The following is a 21,394-nucleotide window of genomic DNA, read 5'->3' as shown; positions in this document are numbered from 1 at the left end:
GCCGGCGATTAACCGTCCTTCTCGATTTCACAGAGTAGCGGATGCTGGCTTTCCCTTGCGTATTGGTTGACCTGCATGGCCTTGGTCTCGGCGATGTCACGGGTAAACAATCCGCACACTGCCCGTCCTTCTGTATGGACGGCCAGCATGACCTTGGTCGCCAGCTCGCGATTCAGGTTAAAAAACACCTCGAGCACTTCGACGACGAAATCCATCGGTGTGTAGTCATCATTAAACAAAACCACCTTGTACATCGGTGGTGCCTGCAGGGCCGGTTTGGCCTCCTGTACCGCCAGGCCAGAACCATCGTCCTCATGCGATTGCGGGCGATCCTGATTGAATGTTAGTCGAATCTGGCTATGTGCATGCATGGAAAGAATTTCATCATTTCGACAGGTTGGTTTATAGGTTGACCGCACAGACGACGCGGGGACAGCCGTCGCCTCACCTTGACTATCGGCAAAACGGTGTTACAACCAATAAGAACCCACCGTGGTCGATAAAGATCCGCGCAGTCAACCAGAATTTTCGCAGGTTCATATGCGGATGGAGTGGATGATACTCCAGTGATGGAGTCCTTTGCAGAGGGATATGAGGATGGCAAGCGGTAAAGTCAAGTGGTTCAACAACGCCAAGGGCTATGGCTTCATTAATGAAGACGGGAAAACGGACGATCTGTTCGCGCACTATTCGGCGATCCAGATGGACGGCTATAAAACCCTGAAAGCCGGGCAACCCGTCAACTTCGAGATCATCCAGGGCCCCAAAGGCTTGCATGCGGTGAATATATCGAACTTCACCGCGCAAACCACCGCCTCCCCCATCCCCAACGCGGAAAAGGCTGACGCCTGACCCATTCCACAGACAAAAAAACCGGCCAGCCCGCAAGGGCTGACCGGTTTTCTTGTGCCACTTACATGTGTTTGATCAACGCATTACCGAAACCGGAGCTGCTGACCAGCGTCGCGCCGTCCATCAGGCGCTCGAAGTCGTAGGTGACGGTCTTGGCGGCGATGGCGCCGTTTGTGCCCTTGATGATCAGGTCGGCCGCCTCGGTCCACCCCAGGTGACGCAGCATCATCTCGGCTGAGAGAATCACCGAACCCGGGTTGACCTGGTCCTTGCCGGCGTATTTCGGCGCAGTGCCATGGGTGGCCTCGAACATCGCCACGGTGTCGGACAGGTTGGCGCCCGGTGCAATGCCGATACCACCGACTTCCGCCGCCAGGGCGTCGGACAGGTAGTCACCGTTGAGGTTGAGGGTGGCGATCACGTCGTATTCAGCCGGGCGCAGCAGGATCTGCTGGAGCATGGCGTCGGCGATGGCGTCCTTGACGATGACCTCACGGCCGGTTTTCGGGTTCTTGAACTTCATCCACGGGCCGCCGTCGAGCAGTTCGGCGCCGAATTCGTTCTTGGCCACTTCGTAGCCCCAATCCTTGAAGGCACCTTCGGTGAACTTCATGATGTTGCCCTTGTGCACAATGGTCAGCGACTTGCGGTCGTTATCCACTACATATTGCAGGGCCTTGCGCACCAGGCGCTGAGTGCCTTCCTTGGAGACCGGCTTGATGCCGATGCCGCAATCCTGGTCGAAACGGATCTTGGTGACGCCCATTTCCTCTTTCAGGAACTTGATGACCTTGGTCGCCTCGGGCGAGCCGGCCTTCCACTCGATACCGGCATAAATGTCTTCGGAGTTCTCACGGAAGATCACCATGTCGACATCACCTGGTTTTTTAACCGGGCTTGGCACACCCTCGAACCACACCACCGGACGCAGGCAGACGTACAGGTCCAGCTGCTGGCGCAGGGCAACGTTGAGCGAACGGATACCGCCACCGACCGGGGTGGTCAGCGGGCCCTTGATGGAGACCACGTAGTCCTTGACCGCATCGAGGGTTTCCTGGGGCAGCCAGGTGTCCTGGTCGTAGACCTGGGTGGCTTTCTCACCGGCGTAGACTTCCATCCAGGAAATCTTGCGCTTGCCCCCATAGGCTTTCTCTACAGCAGCATCAACCACTTTGATCATGACGGGGCTTACATCTACGCCAATGCCGTCGCCTTCGATGAACGGGATGATCGGATTATCAGGAACATTGAGAGAATGGTCCGCATTGACGGTGATTTTGTCGCCGACTGCCGGAACCTTGATTTTCTGGTATCCCATGCTGCACTCCGTTTTTTTTGGTGTGGTTCGTCATCTGGATCCCCTGAGCGTACCCCAGTTGAACAGCAACGGGAACCATGGGCGCAAATGGCCGGGAAACAGGCAACAACACCTACGTCTTTGGTCTAAAAAAGCCCCGACGACCTGTTGATCTTGATCAATACGACCAAGGCTTTGGTATACTCGCCCGGTGACCAAAGGGTCACTGGGGGCGAAACGTCTGAAACCAGACCTGCGGCCCCGACCAGACTGGGCTGCTACCGCAGTTCAGCCGTTTGACACTCGACTGATGCAATCCACCATCACCGCCCAGAATCTTCGACCTTCTGCTCATGGATGTGTCTGAGCGAAGCGCCTACCCTGCGCACCTCGAGATTCTGCGCACGCTCAGCAAAACAGAGAGTTAACCCGAATATGCCCACCCGATCCAAGATCATCTACACCTTCACCGACGAAGCCCCCGCCCTCGCCACCTATTCACTGCTCCCCGTCATCGAAGCCTTTACCGCTTGTGCCGAAATCGCAGTAGAAACCCGGGACATCTCTCTGGCCGGCCGCATCCTTTCTGCCTTCCCTGAACAGCTCGGCGCCGACAAGCAAGTGGCCGACCACCTGGCAGAACTGGGCCAACTGGCAACCACGCCAGAAGCCAACATCATCAAGCTGCCGAACATCAGCGCCTCGGTTCCACAACTGAAGGCTGCGATCAAGGAACTGCAAGCCAAGGGCTTCAACGTTCCAGACTACCCGGACACCGTGACCAACGACGCCGAGAAAGAAGCCCGCGCTCGCTACGACCGCATCAAGGGCAGCGCCGTGAACCCGGTCCTGCGCGAAGGCAACTCCGACCGCCGCGCCCCGCTGTCGGTCAAGAACTACGCGCGCAAGCACCCGCACAAGATGGGCGCCTGGGCTACCGACTCCAAGTCCCACGTGGCCCACATGAGCCAGGGCGACTTCTACGGCAGCGAGAAAGCCGCACTGATCGAAGCCGATGACAGCCTGCGTATCGAACTGCTGGACAAGAACGGCAACACCACCGTTCTGAAAGAAAAAACCGCGGTCAAGGCCGGCGAAATCGTCGATTGCGCGGTCATGAGCACCAAGGCGCTGCGTAAATTCATCGCCGCCGAGATCGAAGACGCCAAAGCCCAGGGTGTACTGCTGTCGGTTCACCTGAAAGCGACCATGATGAAGGTCTCCGACCCGATCATGTTCGGCCAGATCGTCGCCGAGTACTACCAGGACGCGCTGAACAAGCACGCTGCGGTACTGGAGCAGATCGGCTTCAACCTGAACAACGGTATTGGCGACCTGTACGCCCGTATCAAGGCCCTGCCAGCCGAGCAGCAGGCGCAGATCGAAGCTGACGTCAAAGCCGTCTACGACGTCCGCCCGGCCCTGGCCATGGTCAACTCCGACAAGGGCATCACCAACCTGCACGTGCCGAGCGACGTTATCGTCGACGCCTCGATGCCGGCGATGATCCGTGACTCGGGCAAGATGTGGAACACCGAAGGCCAGCTGCAAGACACCAAGGCTGTCATTCCGGACCGCTGCTACGCGACCATCTACCAGGCCGTCATCGAAGACTGCAAGCAACACGGCGCCTTCGATCCGACCACCATGGGCAGCGTACCGAACGTTGGCCTGATGGCGCAGAAAGCCGAAGAGTACGGCTCCCACGACAAGACCTTCCAGGCCAAGGCCGATGGCGTGATCCGCGTGGTTGACGGCAAGGGCAACCTGCTGCTGGCCCAGGACGTCGAAGCGGGCGATATCTTCCGCATGTGCCAGACCAAAGACGCGCCGATCCAGGATTGGGTCAAGCTTGCGGTCAACCGTGCCCGCGCCAGCAACACTCCGGCGCTGTTCTGGCTCGACCCGCTGCGCGCTCACGACGGCGTGCTGATCGAGAAGGTCCAGCAGTACCTCAAAGACCACGACACCGCCGGCCTGGACATCCGTGTCCTGTCGCCCGTGGACGCCATGAAGGTTTCCCTGCAGCGCATCCGCGCAGGCCAGGACACCATCTCGGTCACCGGCAACGTACTGCGTGACTACCTGACCGACCTGTTCCCGATCATGGAACTGGGCACCAGCGCCAAGATGCTGTCGATCGTACCGCTGATGAACAACGGCGGCCTGTTCGAAACCGGCGCTGGCGGTTCGGCGCCCAAGCACGTACAGCAACTGGTTGAAGAGAACTTCCTGCGCTGGGATTCCCTGGGCGAGTTCCTGGCCCTGGCAGCCTCCCTGGAGCACTTGGGCTGCGCCTACACCAACCCGAAAGCCAAAGTACTGGCGGCGACCCTGGACCAGGCCACCGGCCAGTTCCTCGACACCAACAAGTCCCCGGCACGCAAGGTTGGCGGTATCGACAACCGTGGCAGCCACTTCTACCTGACCCTGTACTGGGCCCAGGCACTGGCCGCTCAGAGCGACGACGTCGCCCTGCAAGCGCGCTTCGCCCCACTGGCAAAAGCCCTGGCCGAGAACGAGGCGACCATCGTCGCCGAGCTCAACGCCGTTCAGGGCAAGCCGGCTGACATCGGTGGTTACTACTACCCGGATGCCGAGCTGACCCGCCAGGTGATGCGCCCAAGCCAGACCTTCAACGGCGCGATCGCCGCGCTGTAAGGTTCGCTTGAAGTAACCCCAGAAGCCCCGGCCACGCACCGGGGCTTCTGCTTTTCAGGGATCCGCTGGCGCTCAGGCCACCGCTGAACGCAGGGCCTTGTCGAGGTCTTCGATCAGGTCGCGATGATCCTCGATGCCGATCGACAGGCGCAGCAGGTTCTCGCCAATGCCCATGACCGCCTTCTGCTCATGGCTCAGGGAGTTGTGCGACATGCTGTAGGAATGGTTGATCATGCTCTCCACCCCACCGAGCGAGTCGGCAAGCACGAAAATCTCCAGTTGCTCGACCACCCGGTTGACAGTGCCCCGATCACCCTTGATCTTCATCGCCACCACCGCGCCGCCGGCGCGCATCTGCCGCTGGCACAGCTCATGCTGCGGATGGCTCGGCAGCCCCGGATAGTAGACCTGTTCCACCAACGGATGGCCCTCCAGGAAGCTTGCGACCTTGAGTGCGTTGGCGCACTGGCGCTCCATACGCACATCCAGAGTCTTCAGGCCACGCAGGGCCAAGTAGCAGTCAAATGGCCCCTGGATCGCCCCTACTGCCATGCCGATCTTGCGCAAACGCCCAAGCAACTCCTGATTGGCCGCCACCACCACGCCGCCGGTGAGGTCCGAATGGCCGCCGATGTACTTGCTCGCCGAATGCATGACCAGATCCACCCCCAGGGTGATCGGCTGCTGATTCCAGGGTGAGCAGAAGGTGTTGTCGATGCAGGTGAGAATGCCGCGCTGGCGCGCCAGCTCACTCAGCGCGCGAATGTCGACCAGCTCCAGCAAGGGGTTGGTCGGCGACTCGATCCAGATCAGCCGGGTATTTTCCTGGATGGCCGCCGCCACCGCCTGCAAGTCGTTCAGATCGACGTAGCTGGTGGTCAGCCCCGAAGTACGGCTGCGGTAATCCTCCAGCAGGCGGAAGGTACCGCCATAGACGCCGCTCATCACTACCACGTGGGAGTCTTTGGGCAGCAGCTCAAGCACCGTGGCGGTGGCCGCCACGCCCGAGGCGCAGGCCAGGGCGCCACAGCCCTCTTCAAGGGCTGCCACGCAGCTTTCGTAGGCGTGCCGGGTAGGGTTGCTCACCCGGCTGTAGGCGTATTCGGGATGGTCATCCAAGCCGCGTTTGGCGAAGGAGCTGGCGGTGTAGATGGCCGGGAAGATGGCGTTATCGGCGAAGGCCGATTGTTCGCCGGCATGGATGGTGCGGGTTGCAAAACTGTTTTTGCGCTCGGACATGGCCTGGCTCGCGGATCGAAGGGAAGTAGTTGCCCAGTGTATGCGCAGCAGCCATCGATATGTTCGGCAACGCGTGCTTGTTTTTCGTCAGGCACTGCCTAGCAATATGTAGTGCCCGTCCGCCAGACCGGCGAGCTGCAATGAGCCTCCCTTACGCAACCGCCAGGCCCATCATGCCCAACTCACAGCCCGAACCTGTCGCCCGTCACTACGACACCCTGTTCTCGCCGCTCGAAACCGAGGAAGAACCTGACTGGCTTCAACGCGCGACACCCGAACAACGCCGTCGCCTGCAAGAGCATCAAAAGGCTGGCCGCCAAGCCCGCGCACATGCCATGCAAACATTCGCAATGCTCATGAGCTTGTACGACTTTGCCAAAACCTCACTATCCACAGCTGACCGTTCAACGTTCACACCGGCGACCTTTCTTGCGGTCAACCAGCAATTGCGGCTGAGTGTCGGCCTTCAAGGATACACAGACCGAAGCTACCGGCGTTACCTGGATGCCATGCTCGAGCCGTCAACGCTACGCACCGCCAAGCAGCAAGCCTATCTGGCGACACTGCGCGAAGAAGCGACCATCGCCACCATCAAGGGTGATTTGGGCAAAGATGGTATTGCGATTCTCAAAGGGATACTGGATGACTTTGAATCCGGCTCCCCCGAGTTAGATCAAAAGACCCCTGCCGTCGACGCCATGCTGACGCAAATTTCAACACTTCGCCTGGGCACAGAAGTCGATCTTGACCAGATCATCGTGTTCGGCCCCGACTTGGACGACGCACCTTGCATTGCCTATGTGCCGGGCCACCCCCGGCATCCACTCAAGCAGTACAAGAAGCGCACGGCTTTTTTCGCCAGCCTGCGCAGTGACTGGCAGCACCCCGATTTCCAGGCCTTCATGCGCCGTTTCATCCCCTTGTCATGGCAGCAATCGGTATTTGCCAACTGGCGCACCCCCGATCGCGTGCTTACTCTGGCAATGACGTGCATCCCACTGGATCAAGGGCTACGGCCTTACGTATCGACACAAATGGTCAAGCGCCTGCTGGACGATGCCCGCTATCTGCTGCCGGAAAACGCTGCGCAAGTCCAGGCACTGAACGATCTCGACGCCGACTTTGCCTCGATGATCGAGGAACACCTGATGATTGGCGCCGGGGTCGGCATCCGCTCAGGCGAGGAAGAGCAAGGCCTGCCACCTTCCGACTGGATCGCCCCGCTGCATCCTGTGAAGCTGACGAATCGAGTGAACATGCGCTGGCGCGCCGACCTGAGCCCCTACCAGTGGCAACTGGGCAGCGGCGATGCTGGCGAACCAGACGCCCACGGCCTGTATGACATTGCAGGGGATAAAGCGATTCGCATCAATGATGCGTTCTATCGGGTCAGCAAAAACGCTCAAGGTACTTGGCGCATACACATGCCGCGCGACACCCAGGCCTTCAGCCCCCCGCTCTATCACAACGGCGCAGGCGCCTGGCACCACTGCCTGGAACAGCCACAGCATTGGGAGCGATTGGCGCTACTGCGAAGGCTGGGCCCCTTGACCCTGGATATCAGCGACGAGCGCTTGCTGTTGCTGGCGCGGGTCGCTGGCGTAACTAACGCCCAGCTACGCCGCGTCTACCTGCTAGACCAAGCCATGCCAGCCCTCCTCCAGTATGCCCTGGTTCGTGAACGAGCACGCAATGAGGCCGCTCTGGCCGTTGACCTGCTCAAACACGGCAAGCCATTGCCACCTGGCTACGAGGCCCCCATCGTCAAATCCTTTCGCCGGGCAGCCAGCTTCGAGGCAAAACAAGCCGCTTCGCTTCACGAAGTCATCAACGGACACCGAGGTCGGCGCGGTACCGACGAGCCGACACCGCCAACTGAAGGGCACTGCGATACGCGCTGCAATGTCCCCTCGACCGAGCTGTTCGACCGCTGGCAGGCACGCCTGAACCTTGGCATCTTCGAGCACCGCTTTGAACTGACACAGATTGCACCTGACATTACTGTGCAAGCGCTACGTAGGCGCTTTACAGACATGCCAGTGCTCGTCGCCCAACAATTTCTTGATGAGAACCGACAACGAATTGCCCAGCAACTGAACCTGAATTTGCCCCTGCCCGAAGAATTGGCCGAGCAAGCCCTGGAGAGTGCCGAACAAGGACGCCTGGCACAGGCGCTGGACGGCTTCATGCAGCCCGCGAGCGCTAACCAGAACACCTGGGTCCTGGCCATGCGCCTGCTGGAGTTTCTGCCCGGCTGGCCAACCGGCATCGCACTGGTACTGCGCGACGGCGGACGCTTCGGGGCAGCACTGGCCAGCCTGGGCACCACCGACGTCGAGACCACCTCCATCTACCTGGACGAGGAGGAAGGCTGGTTCACCGAAGGCAACGATCACATACTGGCCCAGGACATGAGCGAGTACGGTTTCTATCGCTGCATTCTGCACACCTTGAACGACGCCCAGCGTAGCCAGATCGGCTTTGGTCAAAACGAACCCGAGCGCTTGTTTCAACGCTTGCGCGAACTGGCCACGGCACGCCCACTGCGCGCAGCCCTGTTGCTCGACCTCCCCGTGCGTCGCCACTGGCTGGTGGCCCCTGCGCCCGAACCCGCCTTTCGTGCGCCCAACGCACTGGCCAGCGACCGCTTGTTCGACCAGGAACCCATAGTTCAACGCCTTTTACGGTTGATAACCCAGGCACATCCGCGCAACTACGCACTCCCGAGCTCGGAGGTCGAGGGTTTCATCCAGCAGTTGCTGCGCAACAACGAGCCCGTCAGCGAACAGGTACAGCAACTGGAAGATGAACTGATACTGCTTAACCGCACCCTTGATAACTGGGTCGCCCAAGCGAGCTCGAACGATAGTCGACGGGCGCGTCGGCGCGCCACCGTCGAACTGCTGATCGGATGGCAAGCGCGCATTACCCAGCACGCCTACTCGATCACCCTGAACGACCCAGCACTGGAGGAGTTGCCACCCCTTCCCGTGCAGCTACCCGGCATTAACCAGTTGGTTATACGGAATCTACCGATCACTCAACTGCCTGAAACCCTCCTGAGTAACTTGCCAAACCTGCAGGCGCTCGACCTCAGCACACTCCCCCTGCAAGGGCTACCTCAGACCCTCGGCACACTGCAACGGCTACGTCGCCTGGACCTGTCGCAAACCCGGCTTACCCCCACAGCGCTGAGCCCCTTGGCCAGCCTGCCGCGGCTGGAGTACCTCTTGCTCAATGACATTGACCGCACGCTGAGCAACTGGACTGCCGAGCAGATGGCTTACATAACCTCAGTACAAACCTTGCGCAGCCTGGAAATAGCTGGATCGAGCACTGAGTTTGGCCCCGGCGTGTTTGCCCGCCTGGCCACCCTACCAGCGCTGGAGACTCTGGCGTTGAACTCCAATCAGATCACCCTCACCCGCCAGGACATTCAGGACCTGGCGAACCTTACACACCTGCGCCGCCTGAACCTGTCGAACAATCCGCTGGGACTGACCCCGGATGTCAGCAGGATGCTGGCACTGGAAGAGCTTGACCTGTCTTCTTCATTGACACCACTCACGCAATGGCCCAACGGCGTTGAGCACCTACCCAGAATTCATTGCATCGACCTCAGGCGCACACTGCTCAGCGAGGTCCCCGTGGGCGCCGGCGCCCTACGCGGCCTGCGAATACACTCGGCACATATATCTATGCCTTCGTACGCACGCTTCGTGATGGAAAGACAAAGAGCGCACCTGCCCATCCAGCCGCCGGACACCGAAAGCGACAGTGATAGCCAGACCAGCTCCGATGACTCCGAAGAACACCCCATCACACCTGAAGCAAACTGGCAAACGCGAGCGATAGCCCTACTTGCCGGCATGTCCGCCAGCGAGCACCAACAGGCATCCGAGTTGATCAACGGCACGCATCCGTCACGGGTCGAGTTTTTCAGTTTGCTACTGCGCCTGAGCAACTCCCGGCAGGCTCGCGACATCGGCACAACCATGCAGAAGCGGTTACACGCTGTCATTCGCGGTGCGCTTTCTACTCAGTTACGCCAGGCGCTATACGAAACGGCTGGCGAGGCGGTTACCTGCACCGACCGAGATGCCCTGGTGTTCTCCAAGCTCGAGACCCTGGTCGAAGCTGACCAGGCCCTGCAAAGCCACACCGACGAGACGGCGACTGCAGCCTTGCTGGCCCTGGGCACCAGCCATTGGCGAGCACATCGCCTCGCCGAGTATGTCGCCAGCAATGTCACTGCCTGGCGACAGCAAGGGCATGGCATTGAGTACAGCGAACTGGAGCTGTTTTTCCGCATTGCCCTGGCCAAACGCCTGGGGCTGCGCAATCAACCCGTCACCCAGGTGTACACCGGTTACACCACCTGGGTCACAACGGCCATGCTGGATGCGGGTGAAGCTGCAGTGCTCGCCGACCAGGCGCATTTGCTCCCCGGCTACCTACAGGCCCAACCCTATTGGCAGCGCTACCTCAGATATGCCCATGCCCCACGCCTGACGGTCATTCACCGCTGGCGCGAGCGCGTTGGCGAATACCTGGATGCCCTGGGCAGTGCTGATGAGCTGCCACCAACCCTGAGCGAACGTGAACAGGGTTACCTGCGCCAGGTGCTGATCGACAGCGGGCTACTGTCCCCCCTGGAGACCCTGCGCCCGGACCTGCGCTTGAACAGCGCACAGGTCCGCGACGCCTATGATGCGCTGCAACGCCTGGTGGAGCGGGCTGAACTCGACCTCACCCGGGACATCCTGCTGAGTCAGGCGCATCAAGACAACTCGCCGCAACCCGGACCTTCGCGACGCCCTTGATCACAAGCGCTGCCCAACGCCAGCGAGAGCGGTTAAGCTCGCTGGCCCCACTCCAGCCCCGGGATTCGCCAATGACCTGGCAACCGCACATCACCGTCGCCACCATCATCGAAGACCAGGGCCGCTTCCTGCTGGTTGAGGAACTTAAAGCCGGCAAGCACGTGCTCAATCAGCCGGCCGGCCACCTGGAAGCCAACGAAACCCTGCCCGAAGCCGCTCTTCGCGAAACCCTCGAAGAAACCGCCTGGGAGGTCGAACTGACCGGCGTGGTCGGCATCTACCTGTATACCGCCCCGAGCAACGGCGTGACCTACCAGCGCGTCTGCTTCGCCGCGCGCCCGCTCAAGCACCAACCCGAGCGCGCCCTGGACAGCGACATCGTCCGCGCCGTGTGGCTGAGCCGCGAAGAACTACTTGCCGACCCCGGACGCTGGCGCAGCGAACTGGTACCGCGCTGCATCGACGACTACCTGGCAGGCCCGCTGTACAGCCTGGCGCTGATCCGCGACTGACAGCAACGATGCCTTGAGGGCCGCAGCCTGATAGAATCGTTGTCTTTTTCCAGATACACAGCCGGTACCTATGACCAGTCCAGCCCCTTACGAACCCGAAAAGACTCGCGTTATCGTCGGCATGTCCGGCGGCGTGGACTCTTCCGTCTCCGCCCTCCTGCTGATGGAACAGGGCTACCAGGTGGAAGGCCTGTTCATGAAGAACTGGGAAGAGGACGACGGCACCGAATACTGCACCGCCCGCGAAGACCTGGCCGATGCCCAGGCCGTGTGCGACCGCATCGGCATCAAGCTGCATACCGCCAACTTCGCCGCCGAATACTGGGACCACGTCTTCGAGCATTTCCTCGAAGAGTACAAAGCCGGGCGCACGCCGAACCCGGACATCCTCTGCAACCGCGAGATCAAGTTCAAGGCGTTCCTCGACTACGCCCTGATGCTCGGCGCCGACCTGATCGCCACCGGCCACTACGTGCGCCGCCGCGACACCGACGACCGTACCGAACTGCTCAAGGGCCTGGACCCGAACAAAGACCAAAGCTACTTCCTGCACGCCGTTGGCGGCAAGGAAATCGCCCGCACGCTGTTCCCCGTCGGCGAACTGGAAAAGCCCGAAGTCCGCGCCATCGCCGAAAAGCACGGCCTGGCCACGGCAAAGAAGAAAGACTCCACCGGCATCTGCTTTATCGGCGAGCGCCGTTTCAGCGACTTTCTCAAGCAGTACCTGCCAGCGCAACCGGGCGAGATCCAGACCACCGACGGCGAAGTCATCGGCCGCCATCACGGCCTGATGTACCACACCATCGGCCAGCGCCAGGGCCTGGGCATCGGCGGCCTGAAAGACGCCGGCGACGAACCATGGTACGTCCTGGAAAAAGACCTGGGCCGCAACGTACTGGTGGTTGGCCAGGGCAACGAACACCCGTGGCTGTTCTCCCGCGCCCTGCTGGCGTCGGAGATTTTCTGGGTCAACCCGATCGAGCTGTCCAGCCCACGGCGCCTGACCGCCAAGGTGCGCTACCGCCAGAGCGACCAGCACTGCACCCTGGAACAAACCTCGAGCGGCTACCGCGCGGTGTTCGACGAGCCACAACGGGCCGTGACCCCGGGCCAGTCGGTGGTGTTCTATGACGGCGAAATCTGCCTCGGCGGCGGCGTGATCGAAACTGCCGAGCCGTGGAGCGCGCGCGCATGAATGCCATGCAAGAACAGTTGATTGCCTTGGGTGGCGTGTTTCAGGCCGCAGTACTGGTTGACCGTATTGCCCGTACCGGCCAGGCCAGCGAGGCCAACCTTGGTTGCATGCTCGGCAGCCTGCTGGTGCGCGACCCCAAGGATACCCTCGAGGTATTCGGCGGCGACGACCTGAACCTGCGCGACGGTTACCGCGCCCTGGCCAGCGCCCTGGAGCGCGACCCGGGCAGCCTGCAGCGCGAGCCGCTGCGCTATGCGCTGTCGATGCTGGGCCTGGAGCGCCAACTGGCCAAGCGTGGCGACATGCTCGATGTGATCGGCAACCGCCTGCCGCAAATCCAGTCCCAGGCCGAGCATTTTGGCCTGGTGCATGAAAACGTCATCGCCTCCAGCGGCGCCCTGTACCAGGACACCCTGAGCACCCTGCGCCAGCGCATTCAGGTACACGGCGACATGCGCCACCTGCAGCAACCCAGCAATGCCTCGAAGATTCGCGCCCTGCTGCTTGCCGGCATCCGCGCTGCACGCCTGTGGCGACAGCTGGGCGGGCATCGCTGGCAATTGGTGGTGAGCCGGCGCAAATTGCTCAAAGAGCTGTATCCGATGTTGCGTGGCTGAAGGCCAATCGCTGGCAAGCCAGCTCCCACAGGGACGGCATGCACTGCACCTGTGGGAGCTGGCTTGCCAGCGATGAGGCCTTTGAAGCTGCCACGATACTAAATATTTTGCTGGCGTTACCTTTTGTCAGCCACCCGACCCAGGCGCATTTTTCATGTATGATATGCGCCCTCTTAAAAGCCTGACTGTCCGAGAACACCCTATGCAGCTTTCCTCGCTCACTGCGGTTTCCCCTGTTGACGGCCGTTATGCCGGCAAAACCCAGGCCCTGCGCCCTATTTTCAGCGAATACGGCCTGATCCGTTTCCGCGCCTTGGTCGAGGTTCGCTGGCTCCAGCGCCTGGCCGCCCACTCGCAAATCCCTGAAGTACCAGCGTTTTCTGCCGAAGCCAACGCCGTACTGAACGCCCTGGCTGATGACTTCGCCCTCGAGCACGCCGAGCGCGTCAAAGAGATCGAGCGCACCACCAACCACGACGTCAAAGCCATCGAGTACCTGCTCAAGGAGCAGGCCGCCAAGCTGCCAGAACTGGCCAAGGTCAGCGAGTTCATCCACTTCGCCTGCACCAGCGAGGACATCAACAACCTGTCCCACGCCCTGATGCTGCGCGAAGGCCGCGACAGCGTGCTGCTGCCACTGATGCGCCAGATCGCTCAGGCCATCCGTGAGCTGGCGCACCGCTTCGCCGAGGTGCCGATGCTGTCGCGCACCCACGGTCAACCGGCTTCGCCCACCACCCTGGGTAAAGAGCTGGCCAACGTCGTTTACCGTCTGGAGCGCCAGATCGCCCAAGTTGCCGCGGTACCGCTGCTGGGCAAGATCAACGGCGCCGTGGGCAACTACAACGCCCACCTGTCGGCCTACCCGCAGATCGACTGGGAAGCCAACGCCCGCGCCTTCATCGAAGACGAGCTGGGCCTGGTGTTCAACCCCTACACCACCCAGATCGAGCCGCACGACTACATCGCCGAGCTGTTCGACGCGATCGCGCGCTTCAACACCATCCTGATCGACTTCGACCGCGACATCTGGGGCTACATTTCCCTGGGCTACTTCAAACAGCGCACCATCGCTGGCGAAATCGGCTCCTCGACCATGCCGCACAAGGTCAACCCGATCGACTTCGAAAACTCCGAAGGCAACCTGGGTATCGCCAACGCGCTGTTCCAGCACCTGGCCAGCAAGCTGCCGATCTCGCGCTGGCAGCGCGACCTGACCGACTCCACCGTGCTGCGCAACCTGGGCGTCGGTTTCGCCCACAGCGTGATCGCCTACGAGGCCAGCCTCAAGGGCATCGGCAAGCTGGAGATCAACGAAGCCCGCATTGCCCAGGACCTGGACGCTTGCTGGGAAGTCCTCGCCGAGCCGATCCAGACCGTCATGCGCCGCTACGACATCGAGAACCCCTACGAGAAGCTCAAGGAGCTGACCCGTGGCAAAGGCATCAGCCCTGAAGCACTGCTGACCTTCATCGATGGCTTGGACATGCCGGCCCAAGCCCGTGCCGAGCTGAAGAAGCTGACCCCGGCGAACTACATCGGTAACGCTGTGGCTCAAGCCAAACGCATCTGATCTGCGCCCTGCGCGTAAACGCCCGGCTCAGCCGGGCGTTTTTATTCCAGAAAGAAAATTAATTTTTTTCAATAGGTTACACATGAATCCTGATACTCCTCTGCAGCTTCTGGGCGGCCTCACTGCCCGCGAATTCATGCGCGACTACTGGCAGAAAAAGCCCCTGCTGGTACGCCAGGCCTTCCCCGACTTCGAAAGCCCGATCGACGCCGACGAACTGGCCGGCCTGGCCCTGGAAGAAGAAGTTGAATCGCGCCTGGTTATCGAGCACGGCGAACGCCCATGGGAACTGCGCCGCGGCCCGTTCGAAGAAGACGCTTTCAGCACCCTGCCTGAGCGCGACTGGACCCTGCTGGTGCAAGCAGTGGATCAGTTCGTCCCGGAAGTCGGCGAGCTGCTTGAGCACTTCCGCTTCCTGCCCAGCTGGCGCATCGACGATGTGATGATCAGCTACGCAGCGCCAGGCGGCAGCGTCGGCCCGCACTTCGACAACTACGACGTTTTCCTGCTGCAAGGCCAGGGCAAGCGCAACTGGAAGATCGGCCAGATGTGCGACAGCGACAGCCCGCTGCTCGAGCACGCCGACCTGCGCATCCTTGCCGAATTCGAGCAGAGCGACGAGTGGACCCTGGAACCGGGCGACATGCTCTACCTGCCGCCACGCCTGGCCCACTACGGCATCGCCGAAGATGACTGTCTGACCTACTCGGTAGGCTTCCGCGCACCGGGCGCCGCTGAAGTGCTGACTCACTTCACCGACTTCCTCAGCCAGTTCCTACCCGACGAAGAGCGTTACACCGACGCCGACGCCGAGCCGGTCAGCGACCCGCACCAGATCCAGCACGACGCCCTCGACCGCCTGAAGAAGCTGCTCACCGAGCACATGGGTGACGAGCGCCTGCTGCTGACCTGGTTCGGCCAGTTCATGACCGAACCGCGTTATCCTGAGCTGGTCAGCGGCGAAGCGCTGGACGAAGCCGATCTGATTGAGAGCCTGGCCGAGGGCGCGATCCTGATCCGCAACCCGAGCGCGCGCCTGGCCTGGTCGGAAGTCGATGACAACCTGCTGCTGTTCGCCAGTGGCCAGAGCCGCCTGCTGTCGGGCGAGCTGCGCGAACTGCTCAAGCTGATCTGCGCCGCCGACGCGTTGCACATTGAAAACCTTGAGCAGTGGCTTGAAAACGATCAAGGCATTACCTTGATCTGCGAACTGGTCAAACAAGGAAGCCTGGGGTTCGCCAATGAATAAGATTCGCGTCCGTCTTGCCGACTGGCAGAAAGACAACGCCGACATCCGCCGTATTCGTGAAGCCGTGTTCATCGCCGAACAGAACGTGCCACCGGAGCTGGAGTGGGATGCCGACGACAACAGCGCCGCGCATTTCCTGGCCCTGGAGGGTGACTACGCCATCGGCACCGCCCGCCTGCTGCCCGATGGCCAGATTGGCCGGGTCTCGGTGCTCAAGGACTGGCGTGGGCTGAAGGTCGGTGACGCATTGATGCAGGCGGTCATCGTCGAGGCGCAGAACCGCGACCTCAAGCAGCAGATGCTCAGCGCCCAGGTGCACGCCACGCCGTTCTACGAGCGCCTTGGCTTCAAGGTAGTCAGTGAAGAGTTCCTCGAGGCAGGCATTCCGCACGTGGACATGGTTCGCGAGTCGCGCGAACTGACCTAAAAGCATCGCGGGGCAAGTCGAGGCGTCGCACCGCCGCTCCCACAGTGATTTCAAACAATCCTGTGGGAACGGGCTTGCCCCGCGATGAGGCCAGCAAAACCCTAACAAATTTGCCATCATGTCCACTCCACCCGCGGAGATCATGGACATGCCGCTACGCCCCCTTCTCGCCTCCCTGCTTCTGTCGTTCAGCCTCAGTGCGCTGGCTGCCACTGAAGTCCTGCCGCTGAGCCACCGCACCAGCGCTGAAATCCTCCCCACCGCGCAAGCCTTCATCGGCAAGGACGGCAGCGTCAGCGCCTTCGAGAACAAACTGATCGTCAACGCCGAACCCGAGCGCATCGACGACCTGCGCACCCTGCTGCAGCAACTGGACACCGCGCCGCGTCGGCTATTGATCAGTGTCGACAACAACGACAGCAACTTCCAGGACAACCGCGGCAACGCCCGGGTCATTCGCTACGGCACCGCCAACCGCGAAGGTGGCCTGCAACAAGTGCAAGCCAGCGAAGGCAGCCCGGCGCTGATCCAGGTCGGCCAGAGCATCCCCATCACCAGCACCAGTACCGATGGCTACGGGCGGGTGCAGAGCGACACTCAATACCGCAATGTCACCCAGGGCTTCTACGTCACCGCCAGCGTCACCGGCGACACCGTGCACCTGAACATCAGCACCAACAATGACCGGATGAGCCAGGAGCGTCCCGATGTAGTGAAGGTGCAAAGTACCGACACAAAAGTCAGCGGCAAGCTGGGTGAATGGATCACCTTGGCAGGGGTCAATCAGCAGAGTCAGGCCGAACGCAGTGCCTCAGCCCTCACTTACAGCACCCAGCGCGGTGAAAACATGACATTACGGGTAAAAGTCGACGCTCTGGACTGAACCCAGACAAATCAAGGCCTCGACCCAAGGCCTTAAAACTGACCGACAAGTCGTATTAGACCAAAGATGTAGTGCCACAAAAAAAGCACTACAAAACGTTTGACGCCCCTGAAACGTCGAGGCATGATGGCCCCGCTCCCGCTCATCAGAGGCCCTGGCAAGGGCTTTCGAGGCGCGCTCTAAGCTACCCACCTGAGCCGCTTCGTGTCTGTACCGCCCACAAGGCAGTTGGACGAGATTGCGACTGCAACGAAGTTGTCCCGAGGGACGGAAGCGCAGCAAAAGGTACCCGGCAGCACTGTTCACTGCAGTTCGGCAACCACGAGCCACCCTGCAGCGAAAACCTCGCCCACCTGTTCACTTCCCCCCTTCGAGCCCCATCGTTCGACCGTCGCACATTTCGCCCATACTGATCGTTGCCAGGCTTCTGATCTGCGCAGTAGAGAGCGCGAATTTTTACCCAAGACCGATGCGACGAGGTTTATTTCCATGGCACTGACACGCGAACAGCAAATTGCAGCCCTCGAAAAAGACTGGGCCGAGAACCCGCGCTGGAAAGGCGTGACCCGTACCTACACCGCCGCTGATGTCGTTCGTCTGCGTGGCTCGGTCCAGCCTGAGCACACCCTGGCCCGCATGGGTGCCGAGAAGCTGTGGAAACTGGTCACCCAGGGTGCACACCCGGCCTTCCGTCCAGAGAAAGATTTCGTCAACTGCATGGGCGCCCTGACCGGCGGCCAGGCTGTACAACAGGTCAAGGCCGGTATCCAGGCGATCTACCTGTCCGGCTGGCAAGTGGCTGCCGACAACAACTCGGCCGAGTCCATGTACCCGGACCAGTCGCTGTACCCGGTGGACTCGGTCCCAACTGTGGTCAAGCGCATCAACAACTCGTTCCGTCGCGCCGACCAGATTCAGTGGAAAGCCGGCAAGAACCCGGGTGACGACGGCTACATCGACTACTTCGCACCGATCGTGGCTGACGCTGAAGCCGGTTTTGGCGGCGTCCTGAACGCCTACGAACTGATGAAGAACATGATCGAAGCAGGCGCCGCTGGCGTTCACTTCGAAGACCAGCTGGCCTCGGTGAAAAAATGCGGCCACATGGGCGGCAAGGTACTGGTGCCAACCCAGGAAGCCGTGCAAAAGCTCAGCGCTGCCCGCCTGGCTGCTGACGTTGCTGGCGTACCGACCATCATCCTGGCCCGTACCGACGCCAACGCCGCTGACCTCTTGACCAGCGACTGCGACCCGTACGATCAGCCATTCGTGATGGGTGAACGCACCCCCGAAGGCTTCTACAAAGTCCGCGCCGGCCTGGACCAAGCCATTGCCCGCGGCCTGGCCTACGCCCCGTACGCCGACCTGATCTGGTGTGAAACCGCCAAGCCGGACCTGGACGAAGCCCGTCGCTTCGCTGAAGCAATCAAGAAGGAATACCCGGACCAGATCCTGTCGTACAACTGCTCGCCTTCCTTCAACTGGAAGAAGAACCTGGACGACGCAACCATTGCCAAGTTCCAGCGCGAACTGTCGGCCATGGGCTACAAGCACCAGTTCATCACCCTGGCCGGTATCCACAACATGTGGCACGGCATGTTCAACCTGGCGCACGACTACGCCCGCAACGACATGACCGCCTACGTAAAGCTGCAGGAACAAGAGTTCGCTGACGCGTCGAAAGGCTACACCTTCGTAGCGCACCAGCAAGAAGTCGGCACCGGCTACTTCGACGACATGACCACCGTTATCCAGGGTGGCAAGTCTTCGGTAACCGCACTGACCGGTTCGACCGAGGAAGAGCAGTTCCACTGATCACGGAACGCTTGCTGAAATTCGGGTAACACGCAAAACCCGGGGCCTGTGATGGGGCTCCGGGTTTTGTTTTTGTGGGAGGAGGCTATGCTAGGTGCATAACAACACCAAGGATTGGCCATGCCCCGCCCCGTCACCCTGCTCTGCCTGGCCCTGATCGGCGCTGCCTTCTATCTATATGCACTGGCCAGCGGCAATGCGCTGCTGGGCTTGGCAGTCAAGCCGATCCCGGTACTGGCACTGATCTACTGGCTCAGCACTGCAGAACCGACCCACTACCGGCGCTGGATCATCATCGGCCTGGGCTTTTCCTTGCTCGGTGACATTCTGCTGGCCGTGCCGGGCGACCTGTTCGTGTTTGGCCTGGGAGCCTTTCTCTTCGCGCACCTGGCCTACCTGCGTGGTTACCTGGGCGAAAACCGCCAACTGTCATCCGCCGCGCTGCTGGCCTCGGCAGTTGCCGGGGCCGCGCTGCTGGGGCTGTTGATCAGTTCCGGCCTGGGTGAGCTGCTGGTTCCCGTCACCGTGTATGCCCTGGCCATCAGCGCCATGCTCTGGCGCGCCCTGGCCTGCGGCGGGCTGGCGGCTCTGGGCGCAGTCGCGTTCGTGTTTTCCGACAGCCTGATCGGCATCGACCGCTTCGTCAGCCCGTTTGGCGCCGCCCAGTACCTGATCATCCTTGCCTACTGGCTGGGCCAGTGGGCGATTGCGGCCTCGGCCTACACCAGGCAATCGGCAAAAGCCTTGATCCAGAGCGCGGCAGGGCAAGAAAAAACAGGTTAAAACACAGGGTGTGGAAACTTGCAGGTGGCGGCGATGTTGCACAACTTTGTAGTTGACTCGAATACTAGGACTAGTCGCACGACCTTAAATGATATTAATTATCATTACGATATTTCCAGTTCATTACGCGTTGCAAGAAACATAATTAACAGAACCCGAGCCAATGCCCGGTCCACGTGGCCTGCAGGCTGTTACGAAAGTTTTTTGTTCTTAATCTTACGAATAAATTTGCTGCAGAAATTTTACTTGCACCGGGTTTACCCATAAAATCAGCGCGATAGATTTCGCTGCGACATATCGTCACTGCTCTACTTCTTTTCAAGCCGCAGAGACTGGTCTCTGTATAAGGATTTTCAGCATGCCCGATTCGACAGGACTCATCGCCCACAACTGGGGCTTTGCCATTTTCCTTTTGGGTGTCGTAGGCCTGTGTGCCTTCATGCTCGGTCTGTCCGCCCTGCTCGGCAGCAAGGCCTGGGGCCGCAGCAAGAACGAACCCTTCGAGTCCGGCATGCTGCCCACTGGCGGCGCCCGCTTGCGCCTGTCAGCCAAATTCTATCTGGTCGCGATGCTGTTCGTGATCTTCGATATCGAAGCCCTCTTTCTCTTTGCATGGTCTGTGTCCGTCCGCGAAAGCGGCTGGACCGGATTCGTCGAAGCACTCGTTTTCATAGCAATTCTGTTGGCAGGTCTTGTCTACCTATGGCGCGTCGGGGCACTTGATTGGGCTCCCGAAGGTCGCCGCAAGCGGCAAGCGAAGCTGAAACAATGAGGCTTTGGCAATGCAATACAATCTCACCAGAATCGACCCGGATGCTCCCAACGAGCAATATCCAATCGGAGAACGGGAAACCGTCTCCGATTCGCTGCTAGAGGACCAGGTCCACAAGAACATCTTCATGGGCAAACTTGAAGATGTGCTCAGTGGCGCGGTCAACTGGGGGCGTAAGAACTCCCTGTGGCCCTACAACTTCGGCCTCTCCTGCTGCTACGTGGAAATGACCACGGCCTTCACGGCGCCCCACGACATCGCCCGCTTCGGCGCCGAAGTCATCCGGGCATCGCCGCGTCAGGCCGACTTCATGGTCATCGCTGGCACCTGCTTCATCAAGATGGCGCCGATCATCCAGCGCCTGTACGAGCAGATGCTCGAGCCCAAGTGGGTCATCTCCATGGGTTCGTGCGCCAACTCCGGTGGCATGTACGACATTTACTCGGTCGTTCAGGGGGTCGACAAGTTCCTCCCCGTGGATGTCTATGTCCCTGGCTGCCCGCCTCGCCCTGAAGCCTTCCTGCAAGGCCTGATGCTGTTGCAGGAGTCGATTGGCAAGGAGCGTCGTCCTCTTTCCTGGGTTGTCGGCGATCAAGGCATTTACCGTGCCGAGATGCCGTCGCAGAAAGAGCAACGCCGTGAACAGCGCATCCAGGTCACCAACCTGCGCAGCCCCGACGAAGTCTGATCCAGCTA

The 21,394-nt window shown here is 60.7% G+C and carries 17 protein-coding genes; 14 read left to right on the top strand and 3 right to left on the bottom strand.

The features are described from left to right. Positions 1-8: 8 nt before the first annotated feature. Positions 9-371, bottom strand: coding sequence for an ATP-dependent Clp protease adapter ClpS (clpS, locus tag M5G17_RS00485; protein WP_009400967.1), 363 nt, complete (start codon positions 369-371; stop codon positions 9-11). Between the two features lie 226 nt (positions 372-597). Here clpS and cspD point away from each other — a divergent pair, with 226 nt between their 5' ends. Then, a complete protein-coding gene (cspD, locus tag M5G17_RS00480; protein ID WP_273891079.1) occupies positions 598-852 on the top strand; it encodes a cold shock domain-containing protein CspD in 255 nt (84 codons plus the stop codon). A 61-nt stretch (positions 853-913) separates the two neighbouring features. Here cspD and icd read toward each other — a convergent pair whose 3' ends face one another. Beyond that, on the bottom strand, positions 914-2,170 hold the full coding sequence (icd, locus tag M5G17_RS00475) for an NADP-dependent isocitrate dehydrogenase (protein ID WP_130264082.1): 1,257 nt from the start codon (positions 2,168-2,170) through the stop codon (positions 914-916). A 414-nt stretch (positions 2,171-2,584) separates the two neighbouring features. Here icd and M5G17_RS00470 point away from each other — a divergent pair, with 414 nt between their 5' ends. Further along, a complete protein-coding gene (locus M5G17_RS00470; protein WP_273891078.1) occupies positions 2,585-4,810 on the top strand; it encodes an NADP-dependent isocitrate dehydrogenase in 2,226 nt (741 codons plus the stop codon). 72 nt (positions 4,811-4,882) lie between these two features. On the opposite strand, the gene M5G17_RS00465 is transcribed toward M5G17_RS00470, so the two are convergent. Further along, positions 4,883-6,049: a trans-sulfuration enzyme family protein gene (locus M5G17_RS00465; protein WP_273891077.1), complete on the bottom strand. Its 1,167-nt coding sequence runs from the start codon at positions 6,047-6,049 to the stop codon at positions 4,883-4,885. A gap of 173 nt (positions 6,050-6,222) precedes the next feature. Here M5G17_RS00465 and M5G17_RS00460 point away from each other — a divergent pair, with 173 nt between their 5' ends. From M5G17_RS00460 to M5G17_RS00405, 12 genes are all read left to right on the top strand, one after another. Continuing rightward, a complete protein-coding gene (locus tag M5G17_RS00460) occupies positions 6,223-10,872 on the top strand; it encodes an NEL-type E3 ubiquitin ligase domain-containing protein (RefSeq protein WP_273891076.1) in 4,650 nt (1,549 codons plus the stop codon). A gap of 71 nt (positions 10,873-10,943) precedes the next feature. Further along, the gene (locus tag M5G17_RS00455) at positions 10,944-11,384 is read left to right on the top strand and encodes an NUDIX hydrolase (RefSeq protein WP_273891075.1); all 441 of its coding nucleotides are present in this window, start codon (positions 10,944-10,946) and stop codon (positions 11,382-11,384) included. A gap of 70 nt (positions 11,385-11,454) precedes the next feature. Continuing rightward, positions 11,455-12,579, top strand: coding sequence for a tRNA 2-thiouridine(34) synthase MnmA (gene mnmA / locus M5G17_RS00450; RefSeq protein WP_273891074.1), 1,125 nt, complete (start codon positions 11,455-11,457; stop codon positions 12,577-12,579). Beyond that, positions 12,576-13,196 (top strand): high frequency lysogenization protein HflD, encoded by a 621-nt coding sequence (gene hflD / locus M5G17_RS00445; protein ID WP_130264077.1) that lies wholly within the window; start codon positions 12,576-12,578, stop codon positions 13,194-13,196. Before mnmA ends, hflD begins: the two co-directional genes overlap by 4 nt. A gap of 202 nt (positions 13,197-13,398) precedes the next feature. Continuing rightward, positions 13,399-14,769, top strand: coding sequence for an adenylosuccinate lyase (gene purB, locus M5G17_RS00440; protein WP_273891073.1), 1,371 nt, complete (start codon positions 13,399-13,401; stop codon positions 14,767-14,769). An 82-nt stretch (positions 14,770-14,851) separates the two neighbouring features. After that, a complete protein-coding gene (locus tag M5G17_RS00435) occupies positions 14,852-16,018 on the top strand; it encodes a ribosomal protein uL16 3-hydroxylase (RefSeq protein WP_273891072.1) in 1,167 nt (388 codons plus the stop codon). Further along, entirely contained in the window at positions 16,011-16,445 is a 435-nt protein-coding gene (locus tag M5G17_RS00430; RefSeq protein WP_273891071.1) for a GNAT family N-acetyltransferase, read from the top strand. The genes M5G17_RS00435 and M5G17_RS00430 overlap by 8 nt, the downstream gene beginning before the upstream one ends. Positions 16,446-16,563: 118 nt before the next feature. After that, a complete protein-coding gene (locus M5G17_RS00425) occupies positions 16,564-17,328 on the top strand; it encodes a secretin N-terminal domain-containing protein (protein WP_273891070.1) in 765 nt (254 codons plus the stop codon). A gap of 489 nt (positions 17,329-17,817) precedes the next feature. Further along, positions 17,818-19,143, top strand: coding sequence for an isocitrate lyase (aceA, locus tag M5G17_RS00420; RefSeq protein ID WP_130264071.1), 1,326 nt, complete (start codon positions 17,818-17,820; stop codon positions 19,141-19,143). A gap of 120 nt (positions 19,144-19,263) precedes the next feature. Continuing rightward, a complete protein-coding gene (locus M5G17_RS00415; protein ID WP_273891069.1) occupies positions 19,264-19,926 on the top strand; it encodes a lysoplasmalogenase in 663 nt (220 codons plus the stop codon). 358 nt (positions 19,927-20,284) lie between these two features. Next, on the top strand, positions 20,285-20,698 hold the full coding sequence (locus tag M5G17_RS00410) for an NADH-quinone oxidoreductase subunit A (RefSeq protein WP_010220397.1): 414 nt from the start codon (positions 20,285-20,287) through the stop codon (positions 20,696-20,698). A gap of 10 nt (positions 20,699-20,708) precedes the next feature. Beyond that, the gene (locus M5G17_RS00405) at positions 20,709-21,386 is read left to right on the top strand and encodes an NADH-quinone oxidoreductase subunit B (RefSeq protein ID WP_273891068.1); all 678 of its coding nucleotides are present in this window, start codon (positions 20,709-20,711) and stop codon (positions 21,384-21,386) included. Positions 21,387-21,394: the final 8 nt, after the last annotated feature.

Source organism: Pseudomonas rubra, from assembly GCF_028656935.1.
GTDB lineage: Bacteria > Pseudomonadota > Gammaproteobacteria > Pseudomonadales > Pseudomonadaceae > Aquipseudomonas > Aquipseudomonas rubra.
Note: the sequence above shows the minus strand (reverse complement) of the source record. Positions and strands in the feature narration are given on the sequence as shown.

What these genes read in the sequence shown, in the direction of transcription:
- clpS (WP_009400967.1), bottom strand. Translation starts at nt 371, where the DNA reads ATGCATGCACATAGCCAGATTCGACTAACATTCAATCAGGATCGCCCG.
- cspD (WP_273891079.1), top strand. Translation starts at nt 598, where the DNA reads ATGGCAAGCGGTAAAGTCAAGTGGTTCAACAACGCCAAGGGCTATGGC.
- icd (WP_130264082.1), bottom strand. Translation starts at nt 2,170, where the DNA reads ATGGGATACCAGAAAATCAAGGTTCCGGCAGTCGGCGACAAAATCACC.
- M5G17_RS00470 (WP_273891078.1), top strand. Translation starts at nt 2,585, where the DNA reads ATGCCCACCCGATCCAAGATCATCTACACCTTCACCGACGAAGCCCCC.
- M5G17_RS00465 (WP_273891077.1), bottom strand. Translation starts at nt 6,049, where the DNA reads ATGTCCGAGCGCAAAAACAGTTTTGCAACCCGCACCATCCATGCCGGC.
- M5G17_RS00460 (WP_273891076.1), top strand. Translation starts at nt 6,223, where the DNA reads ATGCCCAACTCACAGCCCGAACCTGTCGCCCGTCACTACGACACCCTG.
- M5G17_RS00455 (WP_273891075.1), top strand. Translation starts at nt 10,944, where the DNA reads ATGACCTGGCAACCGCACATCACCGTCGCCACCATCATCGAAGACCAG.
- mnmA (WP_273891074.1), top strand. Translation starts at nt 11,455, where the DNA reads ATGACCAGTCCAGCCCCTTACGAACCCGAAAAGACTCGCGTTATCGTC.
- hflD (WP_130264077.1), top strand. Translation starts at nt 12,576, where the DNA reads ATGAATGCCATGCAAGAACAGTTGATTGCCTTGGGTGGCGTGTTTCAG.
- purB (WP_273891073.1), top strand. Translation starts at nt 13,399, where the DNA reads ATGCAGCTTTCCTCGCTCACTGCGGTTTCCCCTGTTGACGGCCGTTAT.
- M5G17_RS00435 (WP_273891072.1), top strand. Translation starts at nt 14,852, where the DNA reads ATGAATCCTGATACTCCTCTGCAGCTTCTGGGCGGCCTCACTGCCCGC.
- M5G17_RS00430 (WP_273891071.1), top strand. Translation starts at nt 16,011, where the DNA reads ATGAATAAGATTCGCGTCCGTCTTGCCGACTGGCAGAAAGACAACGCC.
- M5G17_RS00425 (WP_273891070.1), top strand. Translation starts at nt 16,564, where the DNA reads ATGTCCACTCCACCCGCGGAGATCATGGACATGCCGCTACGCCCCCTT.
- aceA (WP_130264071.1), top strand. Translation starts at nt 17,818, where the DNA reads ATGGCACTGACACGCGAACAGCAAATTGCAGCCCTCGAAAAAGACTGG.
- M5G17_RS00415 (WP_273891069.1), top strand. Translation starts at nt 19,264, where the DNA reads ATGCCCCGCCCCGTCACCCTGCTCTGCCTGGCCCTGATCGGCGCTGCC.
- M5G17_RS00410 (WP_010220397.1), top strand. Translation starts at nt 20,285, where the DNA reads ATGCCCGATTCGACAGGACTCATCGCCCACAACTGGGGCTTTGCCATT.
- M5G17_RS00405 (WP_273891068.1), top strand. Translation starts at nt 20,709, where the DNA reads ATGCAATACAATCTCACCAGAATCGACCCGGATGCTCCCAACGAGCAA.